The following is a 16270-nucleotide window of genomic DNA, read 5'->3' on the forward strand; positions in this document are numbered from 1 at the left end:
GCCTTTCAGTGTTGGTGAGGGTTCAGTTTTGGTGGGGGTTCAGGGAAAACGGTGCGGACGTGAAGTAGCGGGCGGCGAGGGAGACCTTTACCGAGGCGCGGGCGTTGACGAGCTGGGACACGGAAACATCTGCGGCTGCGCTCATCAGCATCGCCGTCTTCTCGCGGGTCCACTTCCGGTCCGCCTGCAGGAGTTCGAGCATGTCGTCGAGAGCCAGCCGCGCGGCGTCGTCGAGGGTCTCGCCGTCGCCGATCGTGATGACGGAACCCCCGGACAAGACCACCGGCCGCTTGACGGTGACCCCGGCCAGAACGTGGCAGGAGAGGACAACGCTGCCCTCGACCTCGACGGCGGTGAGGGAGCACTCGCCGTCGCCCTGTACTGCATGAAGGTCGCCGGCGTAGAGCAAGGCGTTCGCGCTCTGGACGGGCAAGATGACGGCGGAACCGGCGGTCACGTCCTTGCAGTCCATGTTGCCGCCGTGCGTCCCAACCGTGCTTGAGTTCGGATTCCCGTCGGCCGGTGACACGCCGATCTTGCCGATCATGGGCCGGATGGGAATACGGATGTCGTCGTCGAACCGGACACTCCCGTCCACAATGTCGACAACCCGGCCGGATCGGCCCAACCCACCGGTGAAACCGCCGCGCCCAGGAAGCGTGACCATGGCGCCCCTATCAGCGATCCGGATCTCGTGGACATCAATGCGGAGTGTGTCTCCTGGATTGACGCCGCGCACCGACACCGGCCCGGTCACCGGGATCGACAACTTCTCGTACTCGCCGGTGCTTTCGAACAGGCCGCCAGTCAGTAGGCTCCGGGCGGCGAGGGAGAACTGCTCGCCCTGGCTTACTTCAATCACGGGGACAGCGTCGCGGTCAAAGGATCCCGACGCCGATTCGTGGCTTGCATGGAGCATGTTCAGCATGCTGCCCCTTTCGTTCTGTGCCGAACTGTGGTGTGCGGTGGGGTGGAGTTATGCGGTGGGGTAGACGGGCAGGGCCCACTTTTGATCGGCGGCTACTCGTCCGACGACGGCCTGCCGGTAGGCCTGCTGCAGTTGGCGGGTGAGTTCGCCGGCAGTTCCGTCGCCGATCGGCGTGCGGTCCACGGAAGAGACGTGGTTGATCTCGGCGGCGCTGCCGCACACGAAGATTTCGTCAGCCGAGTAGAGTTCCGTGCGGTCGATTGCCCGGATGTCGACGTCGACGCCGAGCACGTTTCGGGCCAGATGCAAGACGCTGTCCCGGGTTATTCCCTCCAGGATGCTGTCCGTTGCAGGGGGTGTGCATAGCCGGCCCTGGCGAACCATGAACACGTTGTAGCCTGCACCTTCGGCAACGTGACCGTCCTCGGTCAGCAGGAGGGCTGCGTCGTACCCGTTGCGTCGGGCCTCCAGCATGGCAAGGCGTCCGTTTTGGTAATTGGCGATCGATTTGACCCTGGGCGGCATGGAGCGGTCGGACAGGCGGGCCCAGCTGCTGATCTGCACGTCCAGTCCGCTGGCCCCGAAATAGTTGCCCATGGGGATGGCCGCCATGAATACGGTGACCGGTCCAGTGTCCTCCGGCTTGCCATCGCTCGAGTCGACGAATACTTGTGCGCGCATGTGGAGGTTCCCGCGCAGCTCGTTCGCCCGGACAAGGCCCAGCAATTGTTCGCTCAGAACGCCGATGTCGCGCGGCCCGTCGATTTCCACCACCCGCATCGAGTCAATCAACCGGCGCATGTGGTCGGCCACCCGGAAGGCGTAGAGCTGCTGGTCCTCATCGCTCCAGTAGGCACGAAACCCTTCGAATACGCCGACGCCGTACTTCAACGTGGTGCTCAGGACATGGAGCTTGGCATCTGCGTACTCCACCAGTTCGCCGTCACGGAGCAGATAGCGAACGCTGGGCTCGAATGCGGGCGCTTTGATGTCGGTCACAGTTGCGGATTCACTCAGATTGGTCATTGTTGTCTCCAAATCATGTTCGGAAAACAGATCAGGGGCTCGGCTTCAAACCAAGGTTGACATCCGTCTTCATCTTACTGTCGGTGTTGTCACCATAATGAAGATGGTTGATGGTCCTGTCAACAGTGACCATTGACACTCGATCAAGGACTTCAATAAAGTGATGAAACTTCGATATGCAAATTCTCGGCAGGATGTCGAGTGGCTGGAGCCCGGATGCGCCAGTCAAAAGATGACTCTCACCCACACCCGTCAACCGGATCGAGTGCCAATTGAGTGAAACTACGACAGTCGAGTCCCGGACTCCAGTGACGTCCCTGGGCGGACGTGCGTCGAGCTTGGCCAAGCAAGGCAGGGCCTGGGCGTACAAGCGATCAGGGGCGGTCCTCGCCGTCGTCGCTGCCGGCATCATTGTGGGACTCCCACTTGCGGCGATTTTTCTCCACCTTCCCCAAAACCCCCTGCAACCGGACGTGGAATCCATGGCCCTGGCCCCCAATTCCGTTCATTGGTTCGGCACGGACGGCAACGGCATGGATGTGTTCTCCCGGACGATTGAATCGGCGAGGCTCGACCTTCCCATTTCGCTGGCGGCGACGGCTATTGCCCTTGTCATCGGCGTTCCCTTGGGACTGTTCGCGACTACCGGCGTGGCTGGCGAGGCGATCATGCGCGTAGTCGACGCCTTCGCTGCGCTCCCCATCATCGTGATTGCGGTGGTGTCTATCCAGCTCATGGGCGGCGGAGCCACTGATGTCATCCTCGCCATAGCCCTGGTTGCGGCTCCGCGCTTTGTTCGCTTGTCCCGTGCAGCGGCGATTTCGCTCCGCTCGTCAAGGTACGTGGAGGCAGCGGTGGCCATCGGCTGTTCGCCCATCCGGGTGGCCTTCAACCACATCTTCAGGAACGCCTACGGCGTGATCCTCGTGCAAGCCACGCTGACCACTGCCGGCGCCCTGAGCACGATTGCCGCTTTGAACTTCCTCGGCGTCGGCGTCAAACCGCCCCAGCCAAGTTGGGGCGCAATGATCGAAGACGGCGTCAGCATGCTCATCCGGGGCCAGTGGTGGGCCGTGGCCTTTCCCGCGCTGGCCCTCCTCCTGGTCATCGGCTCGCTCAACATCATTGCCGGCGCCATTGAGAACAAGATGGAACGAGTGGAGCACACCCGATGAACAAGACCCTCCAAGTCCGGGAACTCGAAACCGAGTTCCACACGCCCCGGGGTGTGGTCCCGGCATTGCACGGCGTTTCCTTTGAGGTCCAGGACAACGAGATTGTCGGGATCGTCGGTGAATCCGGATCAGGCAAATCGACGGTGGTCCGTTCCATCACCAAGCTGTTGATGCCGCCGGGCAAGGTGTCCGCGGGCAACGTTATCTTCGCTGGCCGCAGCCTCTTGGACCTGCCCGAACGGGAGATGCGCCAAATCAGGGGAAAGGACATCGGATTCATTGCCCAGAATCCGTTCAGCGCCCTGAACCCGGTGACCCGCATCGAAAAGCAGTTTGCCAATATCGCCAAGGCGCACGGAGTGAAGGTCGATGCCTCGGAGCGCAGCCGGGCACTGCAGCTGTTGGAATCGACGGGAGTCCGCGATCCGGAGCGCGTGATGCGCGGCTACGCGCATGAACTCAGCGGCGGCATGGCGCAGCGCGTCGTCATCGCCATGGCGCTTTACCTCAATCCGCAGCTGGTGATCGCTGATGAACCGACGACGGCGCTCGACCTCACCGTCCAGCGCCAGGTTCTTGACACCCTTCGCCGCCTGACGATCGAGAGCGGCCGCTCGATGCTGATTGTGACCCATGACCTCGGGGTGGTGGCCGCATACTGCAACCGCGTGCTTGTCATGTATCGCGGAAACATCGTGGAACAAGGACCCGTTGAGGACGTTTTCGTCCGTCCGCAGCATCCTTACACGATCTCCCTGCTCAACTCCGTGGTGCGTCCCGAAGAAGAGACGCAATACGTCCCAGGGAGCGCGGAAGAAGCGGATACTGCGGAGCCGGAAACGCCAGACTCCCCGAAGGTCCAATTGTCCGAAGCCCGGAGGTCTTGAGAATGCCGCTCCTTGAACTCGTGGATGTCACGAAGATTTTCCGCACTCCCCATGGAGAAGCGCGTGCCGTTGATGGAATTACCGTGTCCGTGGAAGCCGGCGAGACGCTCGGCATCATCGGCGAAAGTGGTTCCGGCAAGTCAACGCTCGGCCGCTTGATCTTGAGACTGACCGAGCCGGATTCCGGATCGGTCGTCATCGAGGGACAGGATGTGCTGGCCCTCGGCCGTGGCGAACTCCGCCGGAAGCGGCGCCATTGGCAGATCGTCTTCCAGGAACCCTTCGCGTCATTGAACCCGCGCCTGACGATCCGGCAGATCGTCGAGGAGCCGCTCATCGTTGCCCGGATGGGCAACCGAGCCGAGCGGCGGTTGCGAGTCTTGGCGACCTTGGAGGAGGTTGGCCTCTCGGCCGATTTCATGGACCGGCGTCCGGCAAACCTGAGCGGGGGGCAGCAACAGCGCGTAGGCATCGCACGCGCCCTCGTCACGAATCCCAGCCTGGTGGTCCTGGACGAGCCAACGTCCTCGCTGGACCTGACGATCCGGGCCTCGATCCTGCGTACCCTCGCGCGCCTCAGGGCTTCGCGGGGCCTCACCTATGTATTCATTTCGCATGACATCGAAACCGTGCGGCATTTCTGTTCCACGGTGGCTGTCATGCATCGCGGCAAAATCGTCGAGGTTGGCCCCACCCAGGACGTCTTGATGGCGCCGCAGCACCCTTATACGCAGTCGCTCATTTCCGCTGCGTTGCCGGTGGTTCCCTATTCCGCCGTCGTTGGCACTACGAATTCCCAGGGGCAGATTTCATGATCCGCTATATCATTTCAAGGCTCGTGATTGCAGCCTTACTGCTGTGTGGCCTCATCACCCTCAGTTTTGGCCTCGTATCCCTTCTTCCCGGCGACCCGGCGGTGGCCCTTCTGGGTGAATACGCAACTCCGGCAGACGTCGCCCGCATTCACTCGGAACTTGGCCTGGACTTGCCTTTCTGGGACCGCTACCTCGGCTACATGTCCAGAACCCTGAGCGGCGATCTTGGCCATTCCCTCTTCACCGGCAGTTCGGTATCCAGCGAAATCCTGACCAGGCTCCCCAATACCTTGATCTATTTGGTGCCGGGGCTCGCCTTGGCCCTCATCGTCGGCATGGCGAGCGGAACGTTCGCGGCTTATCGCTACCGACGCTTCGCCGACAAGGCCTTCACTTTCTGGATATCCATCCTCATGGCCATGCCGGAATTCGTGCTGGCCCTCTTGCTGCTGTTTGTCTTCTATCAACAACTGCGCATCGCGCCCGCGCCGATCGGCATGCTCTCCAGTGCGCAAATAACTCCGCCGCACGTCACGGGATCAATCCCTCTTGACGCGATAATTGCCGGCCAGTGGGGAACGTTTTCGTCAATCCTCGGCCGCGCCGTCCTTCCCATCGTCACTATGGGCTTGTTCTTCGCGGCCCCGTTCGGAAAGACAGTGCGCTCAGGACTATTGCAGGTGCTCCAATCACCACAAATCGAGTTTGCGAGGGCCTGCGGACTACGTCCCGGCCAGGTGTTCCGGTATGCCCTCAGCGACATTCGCGGGTCACTCATGACCTACTTGGTACTTCTTTTTGCCGCGTCCCTCAGCGGAGCGGCAATTGTGGAAAGTGTCTTTTCCTGGCCTGGAGTGGGCGGTTGGTCGCTCGACGGCGTGCTCAAAGGCGACGTGCCCGTTATTCAAGGCTTTGTGCTCATCATGGGAACCACCAGTTTGCTCGGCTATGTCATTCTCGACGCCTTGATAACCCTTCTGGACCCCCGTACACGCAGCAAAGCCGTGGCCGGACGCCGTCAGCGGCGCCTGGGCGCAACGCCAACAGCCATCTCCTAAGAAACCCTTAGCCACCTCCGAGAAGTCTTGACAGACAACTCCTGACTTCAATAGATTGAAGATATGTTCACTAAAGTTCATGAAGATAAAGTTATCGCCCTCGGTGGAACCATTCCGCTCGACGGTCGCGTGAGCTGGGTACCGGCCGGAGCAACCGGCTTCCAGCCGTCGAATTGCTATCTCCTCAGTGAGGGGTCCGGCCGGCTGTTGGTCGACACCGGGCTCGCAGTCCACAGCCAGGAGATCCTCGATGACCTGGTTGAGCTGCTCGACGACGACGGCCGGCTCTCCATGTTTTTCACGCGGAGCGAGATGGACTGCGTTTCGAACCTGGAACCTATCGCCGGGAAATTCGACATCGAGCGCCTCTTCACCGGTGGCGCCATCAACCCCTTCGATGCCTTCGATGACCTCAGCCGCCTCGCGCTCCGTGGCCGTCGGCAGCAGATCGACCAGAAGGGAGAGGGCGGAGATTCCATGGCCCGCACCCCCGAGATCGAGGTCGCGCCCGGCCGTCACTTGACCATCGAGTCGCCGCTCCTGCGGCTCCTCCCGACCTTCTGGGGTTGGGATGCGAATACCGGAACCATCTTTACCTCCGATACCTTCACGCACGGAACCATGACGAGTCCGGACGGTTCCCGCATCATTGACTCGCTAGCCCAGGACACCACCACGGCCAAGCAGGTCGCGGAGCACCTCTACGCGAAATACGAGTGGATCCCGCGGGCCACGTGCGAGCCGCTTCGGGAATGGCTCTCGGACAAGTTCGAGACGTTGGCCCCTGAAACCATCGCCCCTTCCCGTGGCTGCGTGATCCGCGGGCGTGAGCTCGTCCGCCGGCACCTTGATTTCATGCTCGCCGCATTGGCACCCGAAAAGGCTTAGGAGAATCCCATGGAAGAACTAGTAGAAACTATGAGCCGCGACCTTCCGCGTGAGGTAGCCGACGGCGTCACCTGGATGAGCTCGTGCCTGCCGTTCCACCTCCAGGACCGCGTTATCCACGGGCACACCTCCACGTACCTCGCACAAGGGACCGAGTCGTCAATCCTCATTGATACGGGCAACCCCTCCAGCTGGAACATCATCTCGGAAACCCTTGACGGGTTGCTGGGGGACAAGCCGCTGAGCTACGTCTTCCCGACGCATCCGGAGCTTCCGCACACGGGAAACCTTCCCCGCCTCGTCGAGAAGTACCCGGACATCAAGGTTGTTGGCGACATTCGGGACTACCACCTCTTCTATCCCCAGATCGTTCCCAACCTTCACGCCCGGGTTCCCGGGGACAAGGTAGATCTCGGCGGCGGATATGAATTCGTGATCGTCGAGGCGATGATCAGGGACCTGCCAAACACCCAATGGGGCTTTGTGCCGAAGTCGGGCGTGCTTTTCACGGCCGACGGCTTTTGCTACATGCACCGCCCGGAACTCGATGATGAGGATCCGGTGCACCTCCCCGGCGAATGTGGCCTGACAACAGATGAACTCTCGGCGCCAATCGCGGTCGAGAACGCAGCCTTCTTCACCGGCAGCGCGTTGTACTGGGCCAGATTCGCCAACGACGCCGACCAGGTTTACGACCGCGTCGGCAAGCTGATGGATGACCTTGGGGTCAAGATCGTAGCGCCCACCCACGGCAACGTGATCACCAATATACCGGAGGTGGCGCCCATCATCCGGGCCGGCCACAAGCACGCCTACCGTTACTAATCCACTGCCCACATCAGCAGCGCACTACTCGTAACACGTCCTTTCCCTCTGTACAGAAATTGGAACCAGGCTTATGAAGAATTCGCGTATATTGCTCGGCTGGGTCGCAGCCGCGGCAGCTGTGTCGCTCACCGGATGCGGGGGAGCCACTCCCACCGCAGCGGTGGCCAAACCGGAGTCGGTGGTCATCGCAGTCGGCGCCCTCCCCGACAGTCTCACCCCCGCCCCGTGGGGCGGCAGCGCATCGCACGTGGTGCTCAGCGGCCTCGGTTCCCAGTTGCTGGAGTACAAAACCGGCGCGAGCGATGACGAATCATGCTCGACGCCGTCTACCGCGGTCACCGGTCGGCTCGCCGAGAGTGCCGTACCCGCCCCGGACGGCAAGGGGGTCATCGTCAAGCTACGGAAGCTGACAAGCCAGTTTGGAAACACGCTCTCGGCCGAGGACGTGAAATGGAGCCTGGCGATTGGCATGGTGCGACAGCCCGTCATGAAGGGGACGCTCAAGAGCAGCGGATTCAACGTGGACAACCTCGTCACCGTGATCGACGACCGCACTGTTGAACTCAACACCCTTGGGATGACGTCATACACGCTCGAGTCGCTGCAGAACAATCTCTTCTACATCCACGACAGCAAGGAAGCGAAACTTCACGTCACGCCGGATGACCCCACGGCAAACAAGTGGCTCTCTAAGAACCTGGCCGACTACAGCGGTTGGAAGCTTGAGGAGTTTACCCCCGGCACGTCCCTGACGGTGACCGCGGACCCGAACTGGGGAGGCGATCGAGGCTCGGTAAAGCGGGTTGTGGTCAAGGCTGTTCCCGACACCGCGACCCGGACCCAATTGGTGAAGACCGGCGAGGCCCAGATTGCCAACGGCTTCGAATATGACCAATACAGCTCCATGACCGGTGTCAGTGGAGTCAGTGTTCTCAAGTGCACTAGCCAGACCCGTGACACCATGATGTTCAACACGAAGACCGGTCCTCTGGCAGATGAGAAGGTTCGCCAGGCAGTTTCCATGGCGATCGACCGCGCCGCCCTGGCCAAGGGCGCCTACGCCGGCCTCGCGGACCCGGCGGGCTCGATCTTTCCCACGGTGAAGGATTCGCCCACCTACAAGTACGACCCCGAGGCGGCCAAGAAGCTGCTCGCGCAGACCCAGTACCCGAACGGGTTCCCCCTGACGCTTAGCTACAGCGTCAGCCGCCCGGGCCCAGTCGCGAAGAGTTCAGCCGTCCTCATCCAATCCATGCTGGCGAAGGTCGGTATCACCGTGCAGCTGTTGAACGTGGCGAGCCCGACCGACTTCTCCTCAGCGCTCATCGACGGCCGCTTCCAAGCCGTCCTGTACTCCGAGCCGATCGTCATCGCCGATCCCGCGTTCTACACCTACGCGTTCTACTCCACCGGGGCTCCGAGCAACAGCACCGGATGGTCCAATCCTGAATTCGATGCCACTCGGACTCAGCTGGCCGCCACCCCGAGCACGAACACGGACCAGCGGACAGCCCTGCTCAAGAAGATGGCTGGATTGGTGGACCAGGGAGCCCCGATTCTCTCGCTAGTGCAGGTCCGGAACCTGATCGTCAAGCAGGACACCCTGACAGGGGCGGTACCGCTCACGAACGACCAGGTCTATTTCGCCGGTCTGGGCAAGTAGCAAACCCTGTGAAGCACGTAGTTCTGGCCGGCGGCGCGACCGCCGGCCAGAACTCACCCGACCCCAGAATCCCTGTGACCCCATCCCCGTGAAGGAAGAAGACCATGATTGAAATCTGCGGCAAACCCGTCCGCGACACCCTCCAGGAACTGCTCGATCCTGCCACCACTGCCTTGGTTGTCATCGACATGCAGGTAGGAGCTGTTTCGCACGGTGGCGCGATTGGGGATTCCGGGCATGACATGACCATGATGCCGTCCGTCGTCGAAAAGTGCGGTCGCGCCATCGACGCGGCACGTGCCAACGGGGTGCCGGTTTTCCACATTCGCGTCGAGAACCTCCCTGACGGGGCAAGCTCGCCGGCGGCGTGGCTGCGCGCCCTTTATACCGCGGCGAACGGCCGCCCCATCGACCTCGGCAAGCTCAGTACCAAAGGGGACCCCGCGACGGAATTTTGCGAACCCTGCATGCCCGAAGACGGGGAAGTCGTGATCACCAAGCGACGCCCCAGCGCCTTCATCGCCACAGAACTTGCCTTGCTGCTGCGCAGCCAAGGGATTGAGTCGGTGGCGTTCGTGGGCGTTTCCACCGGTGGCTGCGTGGAAGCAACCCTGCGCGACGCCGTGCACAACGACTTCTATGCCGTGCTGCTCGAGGATGCGGTGGGAGCCTACGACACGGTGGTGCACGACGCCGCGTTGACCGTCATGCGGGCCCGGCACGACGTCTGCACCCTCGATGAAGCAATTGCTGTCTGGGAGACAGCCAGCACCTCCTGAGCCATCCGGATCCAAGGGAAGGAGTGAAAATGAGCAGTTTGCTGAGCGGCCGGATCCACCGGCTCGGCGGGGACATCGAACTGGATGAGCGCGTGAGCTGGTGCCCGCCTGGCGTGCGGCGTACGCAAGCGGTGAACTGCTACTTGCTCAAGGGCCCTTCCGGTTCAGTGCTGGTGGACACCGGGATTCGCCTTCATCGGGCGGACATCATCGAACAGCTCGGCCGGTTGATGTCACCCGGAGAGCCGCTATCCATTGTCCTCACCCGTACTGAAATGGAATGCTGCCTCAACATCCCGGCCATCGAGGAGCATTTCACCGTTGACTCCGTTTGGTACACGGGCGGAATCACTGTGCCTCGTTCGAAGGCCGAATCCAAGCGGATTGCCGTGGATCCCGGAACATCGATGCGTGTGGAAGTGCTGGACGGCGTCGTCGTCGAACTCGTTTCACCGCTCCTCCGGCTCCTGCCGACGCTCTGGGTTTTCGATCCGGAATCGGGCGGGCTGCTGACCTCGGATGCGTTCACGCACGGCGGGAGTGCCGCCCCGGAGACGCGCGAGGGGCTCCGGAAATTCCGCTGGTTCACCGGGGCGGATACCAGGCCGATCGCGAGGAACGTTGGCGACATCTTCCGGGACCGCGATGTCCGCGCCGTCGGCCCCGGCTACGGAACTCCCTTTATCGGCACAGACATGTGCCTTGAGCAGGCAGGCGAGCTGGCGCGGGCAATCGAGGAGATGGGTATCCAGTGAATGAGAATCCAGTGAAGCACGATGCAGTCGAACTCCGATGGCTTGCCGACGGAACCTACTGGCTGGGCGGCTGCCTTTCGGCCAACGCCCAGGGGCAGGAAGTCCACTATCACGTCTCGTCCTATCTGGTGGTGGGCTCCAAGGCAGCGCTTTTGGTAGACACCGGGGATCCGGCTCACCGTGCCCTCCTTCTCGCCCAGCTGGAGTTGGTTCTCGGCGAACGCCCCCTGGATTATGTCTTCCCGACCCATCCCGAAATCCCGCACGCCGGGAACTTGCCCGCCCTGCTGGACAAGTATCCCGAAGCGCTCGTGGTGGGGGATGTCCGCGACTACCATCTGCATTTCCCCGAGTACCGCTCCAGGTTCAGGACCCAGGCGGCGGGAAGCCGGATCGATCTTGGCGATCGGGAGTTCCGCTTCCTTCCGGCTTTCATCCGGGACCTGGAGAACACGCTATGGGGCCACGACGACGGCGCCAGGATGATGTTTGTTTCGGACGGCTTCTCCTTTATCCACGATGTCCCCGCAGCGGGCGGGGATGGCGCAGCGGCAGAGGACGACGACGAACCGGTCCACCTTCCCGGCCAGTGCCGCCTGTTGTCCGGCGAGATGCCGGAACCTCCCACCGTGGAGCAAGCGGCGTATGGCACTGGGCGGGCTCTCTACTGGACGAAGTTTGTGGACGTCAGTGATGCCTTCGGCGGCATAGAAGCCGTACTGGACACGCTTCCCACGAAGCTGATCGGCCCGGCCCACGGCAACGTGATCGACGACGTCGACGGAATGCTCAGGACGTCACTGGCCGCGCACAGGAAGGTCTTTGCGGAAGGCCACTGATTGTATAGTGAAGTTCAATTCAATATAATGAAAGAATGCGACGCTTCGATTGATAGCGACGAACGGCAAGGAGAGAGTCAATGCGAGACCTCATTGGATACGGGGAAAACCCCCCGGTCGTGACTTGGCCAAATGGTGCCAAGGTGGCCATCTCCATGGTCATCAACTACGAGGAAGGCGCGGAGAGCTCCATAGAAGCCGGTGACGAAAGCGATGAAGACGTCACAATTTTCGGTGGCTGGTCTTCAGATCCGGCCCGGCGGAGCTTGATGAAGGAATCCTTTTTCGAGTACGGCAGCAGGGTAGGTATCTGGCGCTTTCTGGGTTTGCTCCGGGACTACAACGTGCCCGCGACCTTCATGGCTTGCGGTGTAGCCCTGGAACGGAACCCGGAGGCCGCCCAGGCGATCGTTCGCGACGGGCACGAGATTTGCGCGCACGGCTACAAATGGCGGGGAACTGTCGGAATGACTCCGGCAGAGGAACTGGCCGAAATCAGGGCCTGCGTCGCGGCGATCGAGGGAGTCTCGGGTGTTCGGCCGGTGGGTTGGTACGTCCGCGAAGGAATCACTGAGAACACCCGTGCGATCCTCAAGGACGAGGGCTTTCTCTATGACTCGAATTCCTATGCGGATGACCTGCCGTATTTCGTCTCCGCCGGAGAATCCCGCCATCTTGTGGTGCCCTACTCGGGCGACACGAACGACGCGAGGTTTTGGGGCCCCGGAAGCCTCGGGACAGCGGATGACTTCTTCAATGTACTGAAGGATAGCCTCGACTGCCTTCTGATCGAAGGGGAAACCGTTCCCAGGATGATGTCCGTTGGAGTGCACTTGCGCATCGGTGGGCGGCCCAGCGTCGCCTTGGGGGTTAGGCGCTTCCTGGAGTATGCCCTTGCAAGGAACGACGTTTGGTTCGCCACGAGGGAGGAAATTGCCCGGTGGTGGATCGCGAACCCGCCTGCTGCCGGCCAACTCGAAGCAGCTTACGAAGGCCGCGCGTGACTACGTCAATGCCGGGAGGAAGGACTCCAATGGCCACGGATATTTCGCGCTTGGTCCATAACGTCAATGAGCAGGGCTTCACCGCGCTGGAGAAGACGGGACTTCGCGGACAAAGGGACCAAGGCCTCGTCTCCACGCTCATCTCACGTGAGCTGAGCGGATCCGACGACCTGTGCGTCAGCTGGGGCAGGATTCTCCCCGGGCAACATCACCTCTGCCATCATCATCCCGATGCCTCCGAGTTCTACGTGGTTATTTCGGGCGAGCCCCTCGTCCATCTGGGCGACACGGATTACCGGGCCAAGCCTGGCGATGGCATCTACATTCCCCGGGGCACCACCCATGGCATCACCAACGACGGCGACGAAGACGTCAACCTGGTTGTCGGGGTCAGCAAGCCCGCCGACTGGCAGTTCGTGGCGGACGAGTGATGGCAACGTCTTCGCTGGTCCGGCAGGTCGGACTCATCACGGCCGAGCCGACCCCCACGCTGTTGTCCGTGGTCGCCTACCGGAACCTGGATTTCGTGGTCCTCGACGCAGAACAGACAACCTTGACGCTGCAGCAGTGCGCGGACGCGGCCCAACGGCTGTCAGGCGCCAATACCCGGGTCGCCGTCCGTGTCCCTGACCTTGATGACATGACCTTGGTAGCCTTCGCCAATACAGGCGTGGACGAGATTGTGCTCCCCAGGGTGCGGCATCCGAAAGAACTTGAACGGGCCTACCGGGCGACGAGGTTTGGCCCTTATGGGTCCCGGCCAAAACAGGCTTCGTTCGCATCGGCGTTCGGGGCGGACTATTCGCTGGAGCCCCGGCTGACGGTGCTTTTTGAGACGGTGGAAGCCGTCGACGCCGTCGAAGACTTCGTGGCTTTGGAGTGTTTCGACGGCGGCTGGGTGGGCCCCACGGACCTTGCCGCCGAACTGCTGAAGCAGGGGAGGCCCGGTGCGCCCGCGCTTGAGGAATCCGTCCAGCGCGTCGTCGACGTCCTCGGAGCTGCCGGCCAAAGCGTGGGCCTTCCCGCAGCCGACATTGCCAGTGCCGGGGATGTCCACGCCCGGGGTGCCGATCGTGCCGCGGTGTACTGGGAGCGGGAGCTCGCCTCGATGATCGCGCAGCTGGCTGATGCCGTCGCTCCGGAGACGCGCTGGAAGAGGTGTGACTCCCTGTGAAATTGAGCAGCGTGGTTCTTCTGCAGCGATGCCGATGCTGGCATGCTGTGACGATGAAGGCAGGCTCGACGCCGGAGGATCCTACCCGGATTCTTCGTTTAGTTGACGAGTCTTCGATATACTGATGAGTGCTGGAACACTGAGGAGCTGTATTGGGAAGCACGGAAGTTGTTAAAGTCGAGGACGATGACACTCTGCACCGCAACCTGTGGATCACCCACTTGGGCGCCATGCTCAAGGAACAGCGTGCCGGGCGATTCACCGTTGAGGAATTGGCGGACCGGGCCGGTGTGAGCGCCGGACTGATCAGCCAGATCGAGCGCGGCATCGGTAATCCGTCATTCGCCACGCTCCTTCGCCTGGCCAATTCCCTCGGTGTGCCGCTGGCGAGCATGTTCACCGATCCCAGCGAGACGCAGAACCACATGCTGGTGCGCCGAGCCGATCGCCGCCGCATTGAAATTCCTTCCCAGGGAATCGTCATGGAACTGATCGTGCCCGATGCGGACCGGAAGCTTGGCGTCATCAACATGACTATCCCTGCGCATTTCGACGGCGCAGAGGTTCCGCACTCCCACGAGGGTGAGGAATGTGTTGTGGTCCAGACCGGCACGCTCGTTGCGAGTGTCGGCGGGCAGGAATTCACCTTGGGCGAGGGCGACAGCCTGACCTATGACGCAACCCTGCCGCATTGGTGGAGCAACCTCACGGATACCGCCGCGGTCATGGTGGCGATCTCGACGCCGCCGTCGCTGGGTAAGTCCCATTGACGAGCCGTCCGCCTGGCCCCTCTTCCCGCTTGGGGATGCTCGTGCCGTCGTCGAACTCCAACGCGGAGTCCCTGACAGCTGACATCCTGGCCGGATCGCCGGACGTCGGGGTCCACTACAGCCGTTTCCGGCTCCCGGCGGACCTCGATGACCGCATCGACGCCAAGGTTCTCGGCGACGCGCCGTCGCTGCTCAGTGATGCTGAGCTGGATGCCATCGCGTTCCACGGAACGTCGGGTTCCTGGACCGGCCTCGAAGGCGACCGGGCGCTCGCCGAATCTTTGACGGAGGCCACCGGCGCGCCGGCGACCACCGCATCCCTGGCGCTTGTGGCCGCCCTGGAGGCGCTCGACGCCGGCCGGGTCGCCGTCGTTTTTCCCGGCCCGGAAATCATTATGGCGCTCATTGAACGTGAGTACGCGGCCAGCGGCCTGGACGTAGTCCGTTCCTCGGTGCCCGCGACGTCGATGTCCAATCCGGAAATTTCGCGAATGTCCGCCGCGGATATCGGCGCGCTGATGAAGCCCGCCTTTGGCTCCGACGTCGACGCGGTGGTCTGTATCGGGACGAACCTTCGTTCGGCGTATCTGGCGGCCGGATTCGAATCCGAGTTCGGGGTGCCTGTCGTCGACAGCGCAACGGCCACGCTGTGGCATCTCCTCCGACTGGCCGGAACCGCGCGCCCGATCCCGGGATGGGGCGCGCTCCTCGCTACCGCTTAGGGCGGGTATTCACCAGCCAAGCTTCGATGATCTGCGAACGCGTCGCAATCCACGCGGAATTCTTGCTCGCGTGGGACAGGAACGCGTCCAGGGCAGCTGCGTAGGCGGGCCGGCCAATGAGGCGCGGGTGGAGGCCCACGTTCATGACGGACGGGCCGGACCGGCTGTCAGTAAGCATCATGTCCAGCGCGCCGCACAATTGGCGGGCGAATGCGGTGGCCGTCGGGAACTGCCTGAAGAGGCCCGAGTCGTTGGTGTCCCCGGCGTAGGGCAACACGGGCAATGCTGTCCCGTTGCTCTCAGTTCCCTCCGTCCCCGTTCCAAAATGTGGCAAATCATCATTGAAGCTATTGGACTCATACATGAATCCAGCGGCGGCGAGAATGTCCCGCGTACCCGGGTTGAGTCCGTCGCGGGAGTACCAGCTGGTGGGCGGAACGCCTGTGCTCCTGGCGATGGAGTCGCGGGACGCAGTAATGAGCGCGCGTTCCTCGTCCGGAGCAAGCCCGGCGTGGGTGTCCCAGTTGTAACCGTGGTCGGCAATTTCGTGGCCATCCCTGACGAGTGCCGCCGAGATTTGCTCGTTTTGCTCGAGTGCCGTGGCACAGCAGAAAGCTGTTGCCCTCGCGTTGTGGCGCCTCAGAATGCGCAAAACGCGCCAGATGCCTGCCCTGGATCCGTACTCGAAAGCCGATTCCAGCGTGAGATTCCGGACCGCGGGGTGGGCGGGGTGCTTGATCCAATGCGCTCCGAGATCGTCCGCGGGGCCTCCGCGTGCGATGCTGCGCTCAGCGCCGTCTTCGACATTGATCACCAGGGACACGGCGACGCGTGCGCCTCCAGGCCAACGGAACTCCGGTGGATCCTCGCCGTAGCCAACGAAATCTCGGGTGGTGGAGGGGACGGACACTATGGAATCTCCTCTGCGGCTTTTATCTGTGGTTATAGTGAAGATACTT

Annotated in this window: 18 protein-coding genes; 15 read left to right on the plus strand and 3 right to left on the minus strand. The window is 62.2% G+C overall.

The annotated features are described in order from the left end of the window. Positions 1-22 precede the first annotated feature (22 nt). Together NFJ07_RS12505 and NFJ07_RS12510 are read right to left on the minus strand one after the other, a co-directional pair. Positions 23-928, minus strand: coding sequence for an acetamidase/formamidase family protein (locus NFJ07_RS12505; RefSeq protein WP_269994761.1), 906 nt, complete (start codon positions 926-928; stop codon positions 23-25). A gap of 48 nt (positions 929-976) precedes the next feature. Further along, on the minus strand, positions 977-1954 hold the full coding sequence (locus NFJ07_RS12510; RefSeq protein ID WP_269994763.1) for a branched-chain amino acid transaminase: 978 nt from the start codon (positions 1952-1954) through the stop codon (positions 977-979). Positions 1955-2226: 272 nt separating this feature from the next. Here NFJ07_RS12510 and NFJ07_RS12515 point away from each other — a divergent pair, with 272 nt between their 5' ends. The 15 genes from NFJ07_RS12515 to NFJ07_RS12585 all read left to right on the plus strand — a co-directional run bounded on the left by NFJ07_RS12515 (position 2227) and on the right by NFJ07_RS12585 (position 15311). Beyond that, the gene (locus tag NFJ07_RS12515; protein ID WP_269994764.1) at positions 2227-3129 is read left to right on the plus strand and encodes an ABC transporter permease; all 903 of its coding nucleotides are present in this window, start codon (positions 2227-2229) and stop codon (positions 3127-3129) included. Then, on the plus strand, positions 3126-4016 hold the full coding sequence (locus NFJ07_RS12520; protein ID WP_269994765.1) for an ABC transporter ATP-binding protein: 891 nt from the start codon (positions 3126-3128) through the stop codon (positions 4014-4016). The genes NFJ07_RS12515 and NFJ07_RS12520 overlap by 4 nt, the downstream gene beginning before the upstream one ends. 2 nt (positions 4017-4018) lie before the next feature. Continuing rightward, on the plus strand, positions 4019-4831 hold the full coding sequence (locus NFJ07_RS12525) for an ATP-binding cassette domain-containing protein (RefSeq protein ID WP_269994766.1): 813 nt from the start codon (positions 4019-4021) through the stop codon (positions 4829-4831). After that, positions 4828-5889, plus strand: coding sequence for an ABC transporter permease (locus NFJ07_RS12530; protein ID WP_269994767.1), 1062 nt, complete (start codon positions 4828-4830; stop codon positions 5887-5889). Before NFJ07_RS12525 ends, NFJ07_RS12530 begins: the two co-directional genes overlap by 4 nt. Positions 5890-5952: 63 nt before the next feature. Further along, positions 5953-6777 (plus strand): hypothetical protein, encoded by an 825-nt coding sequence (locus tag NFJ07_RS12535; protein ID WP_269994768.1) that lies wholly within the window; start codon positions 5953-5955, stop codon positions 6775-6777. 9 nt (positions 6778-6786) lie between these two features. Then, entirely contained in the window at positions 6787-7602 is an 816-nt protein-coding gene (locus tag NFJ07_RS12540; RefSeq protein ID WP_269994770.1) for an MBL fold metallo-hydrolase, read from the plus strand. A 73-nt stretch (positions 7603-7675) separates the two neighbouring features. After that, a complete protein-coding gene (locus NFJ07_RS12545; RefSeq protein WP_269994772.1) occupies positions 7676-9268 on the plus strand; it encodes an ABC transporter substrate-binding protein in 1593 nt (530 codons plus the stop codon). 104 nt (positions 9269-9372) lie between these two features. After that, a complete protein-coding gene (locus NFJ07_RS12550) occupies positions 9373-10047 on the plus strand; it encodes a cysteine hydrolase family protein (RefSeq protein WP_269994773.1) in 675 nt (224 codons plus the stop codon). Positions 10048-10076: 29 nt separating this feature from the next. Further along, positions 10077-10802, plus strand: coding sequence for a hypothetical protein (locus tag NFJ07_RS12555; protein ID WP_269994774.1), 726 nt, complete (start codon positions 10077-10079; stop codon positions 10800-10802). Next, complete coding sequence (locus NFJ07_RS12560; protein WP_269994775.1) at positions 10799-11641, plus strand: MBL fold metallo-hydrolase; 843 nt, start codon at positions 10799-10801, stop codon at positions 11639-11641. The genes NFJ07_RS12555 and NFJ07_RS12560 overlap by 4 nt, the downstream gene beginning before the upstream one ends. Before the next feature lie 80 nt (positions 11642-11721). Next, on the plus strand, positions 11722-12645 hold the full coding sequence (locus NFJ07_RS12565; protein ID WP_269994776.1) for a polysaccharide deacetylase family protein: 924 nt from the start codon (positions 11722-11724) through the stop codon (positions 12643-12645). 29 nt (positions 12646-12674) lie between these two features. Continuing rightward, positions 12675-13076, plus strand: a complete 402-nt coding sequence (locus NFJ07_RS12570) for a cupin domain-containing protein (protein ID WP_269994778.1) — start codon at positions 12675-12677, stop codon at positions 13074-13076. Continuing rightward, the gene (locus tag NFJ07_RS12575; protein ID WP_269994779.1) at positions 13076-13819 is read left to right on the plus strand and encodes an aldolase/citrate lyase family protein; all 744 of its coding nucleotides are present in this window, start codon (positions 13076-13078) and stop codon (positions 13817-13819) included. Before NFJ07_RS12570 ends, NFJ07_RS12575 begins: the two co-directional genes overlap by 1 nt. Positions 13820-13971: 152 nt before the next feature. Continuing rightward, positions 13972-14589 (plus strand): helix-turn-helix domain-containing protein, encoded by a 618-nt coding sequence (locus NFJ07_RS12580; RefSeq protein WP_269994780.1) that lies wholly within the window; start codon positions 13972-13974, stop codon positions 14587-14589. Between the two features lie 41 nt (positions 14590-14630). Next, positions 14631-15311 (plus strand): maleate cis-trans isomerase family protein, encoded by a 681-nt coding sequence (locus NFJ07_RS12585; protein ID WP_269994781.1) that lies wholly within the window; start codon positions 14631-14633, stop codon positions 15309-15311. Here NFJ07_RS12585 and NFJ07_RS12590 read toward each other — a convergent pair. Continuing rightward, positions 15301-16221 (minus strand): polysaccharide deacetylase family protein, encoded by a 921-nt coding sequence (locus NFJ07_RS12590; protein WP_269994783.1) that lies wholly within the window; start codon positions 16219-16221, stop codon positions 15301-15303. The two genes, NFJ07_RS12585 and NFJ07_RS12590, sit on opposite strands and share 11 nt — an antisense overlap. Between the last annotated feature and the right edge of the window lie 49 nt (positions 16222-16270).

Origin of the sequence: Arthrobacter sp. B2a2-09, assembly GCF_027587375.1 — a bacterium.
Lineage (GTDB): Bacteria > Actinomycetota > Actinomycetes > Actinomycetales > Micrococcaceae > Arthrobacter.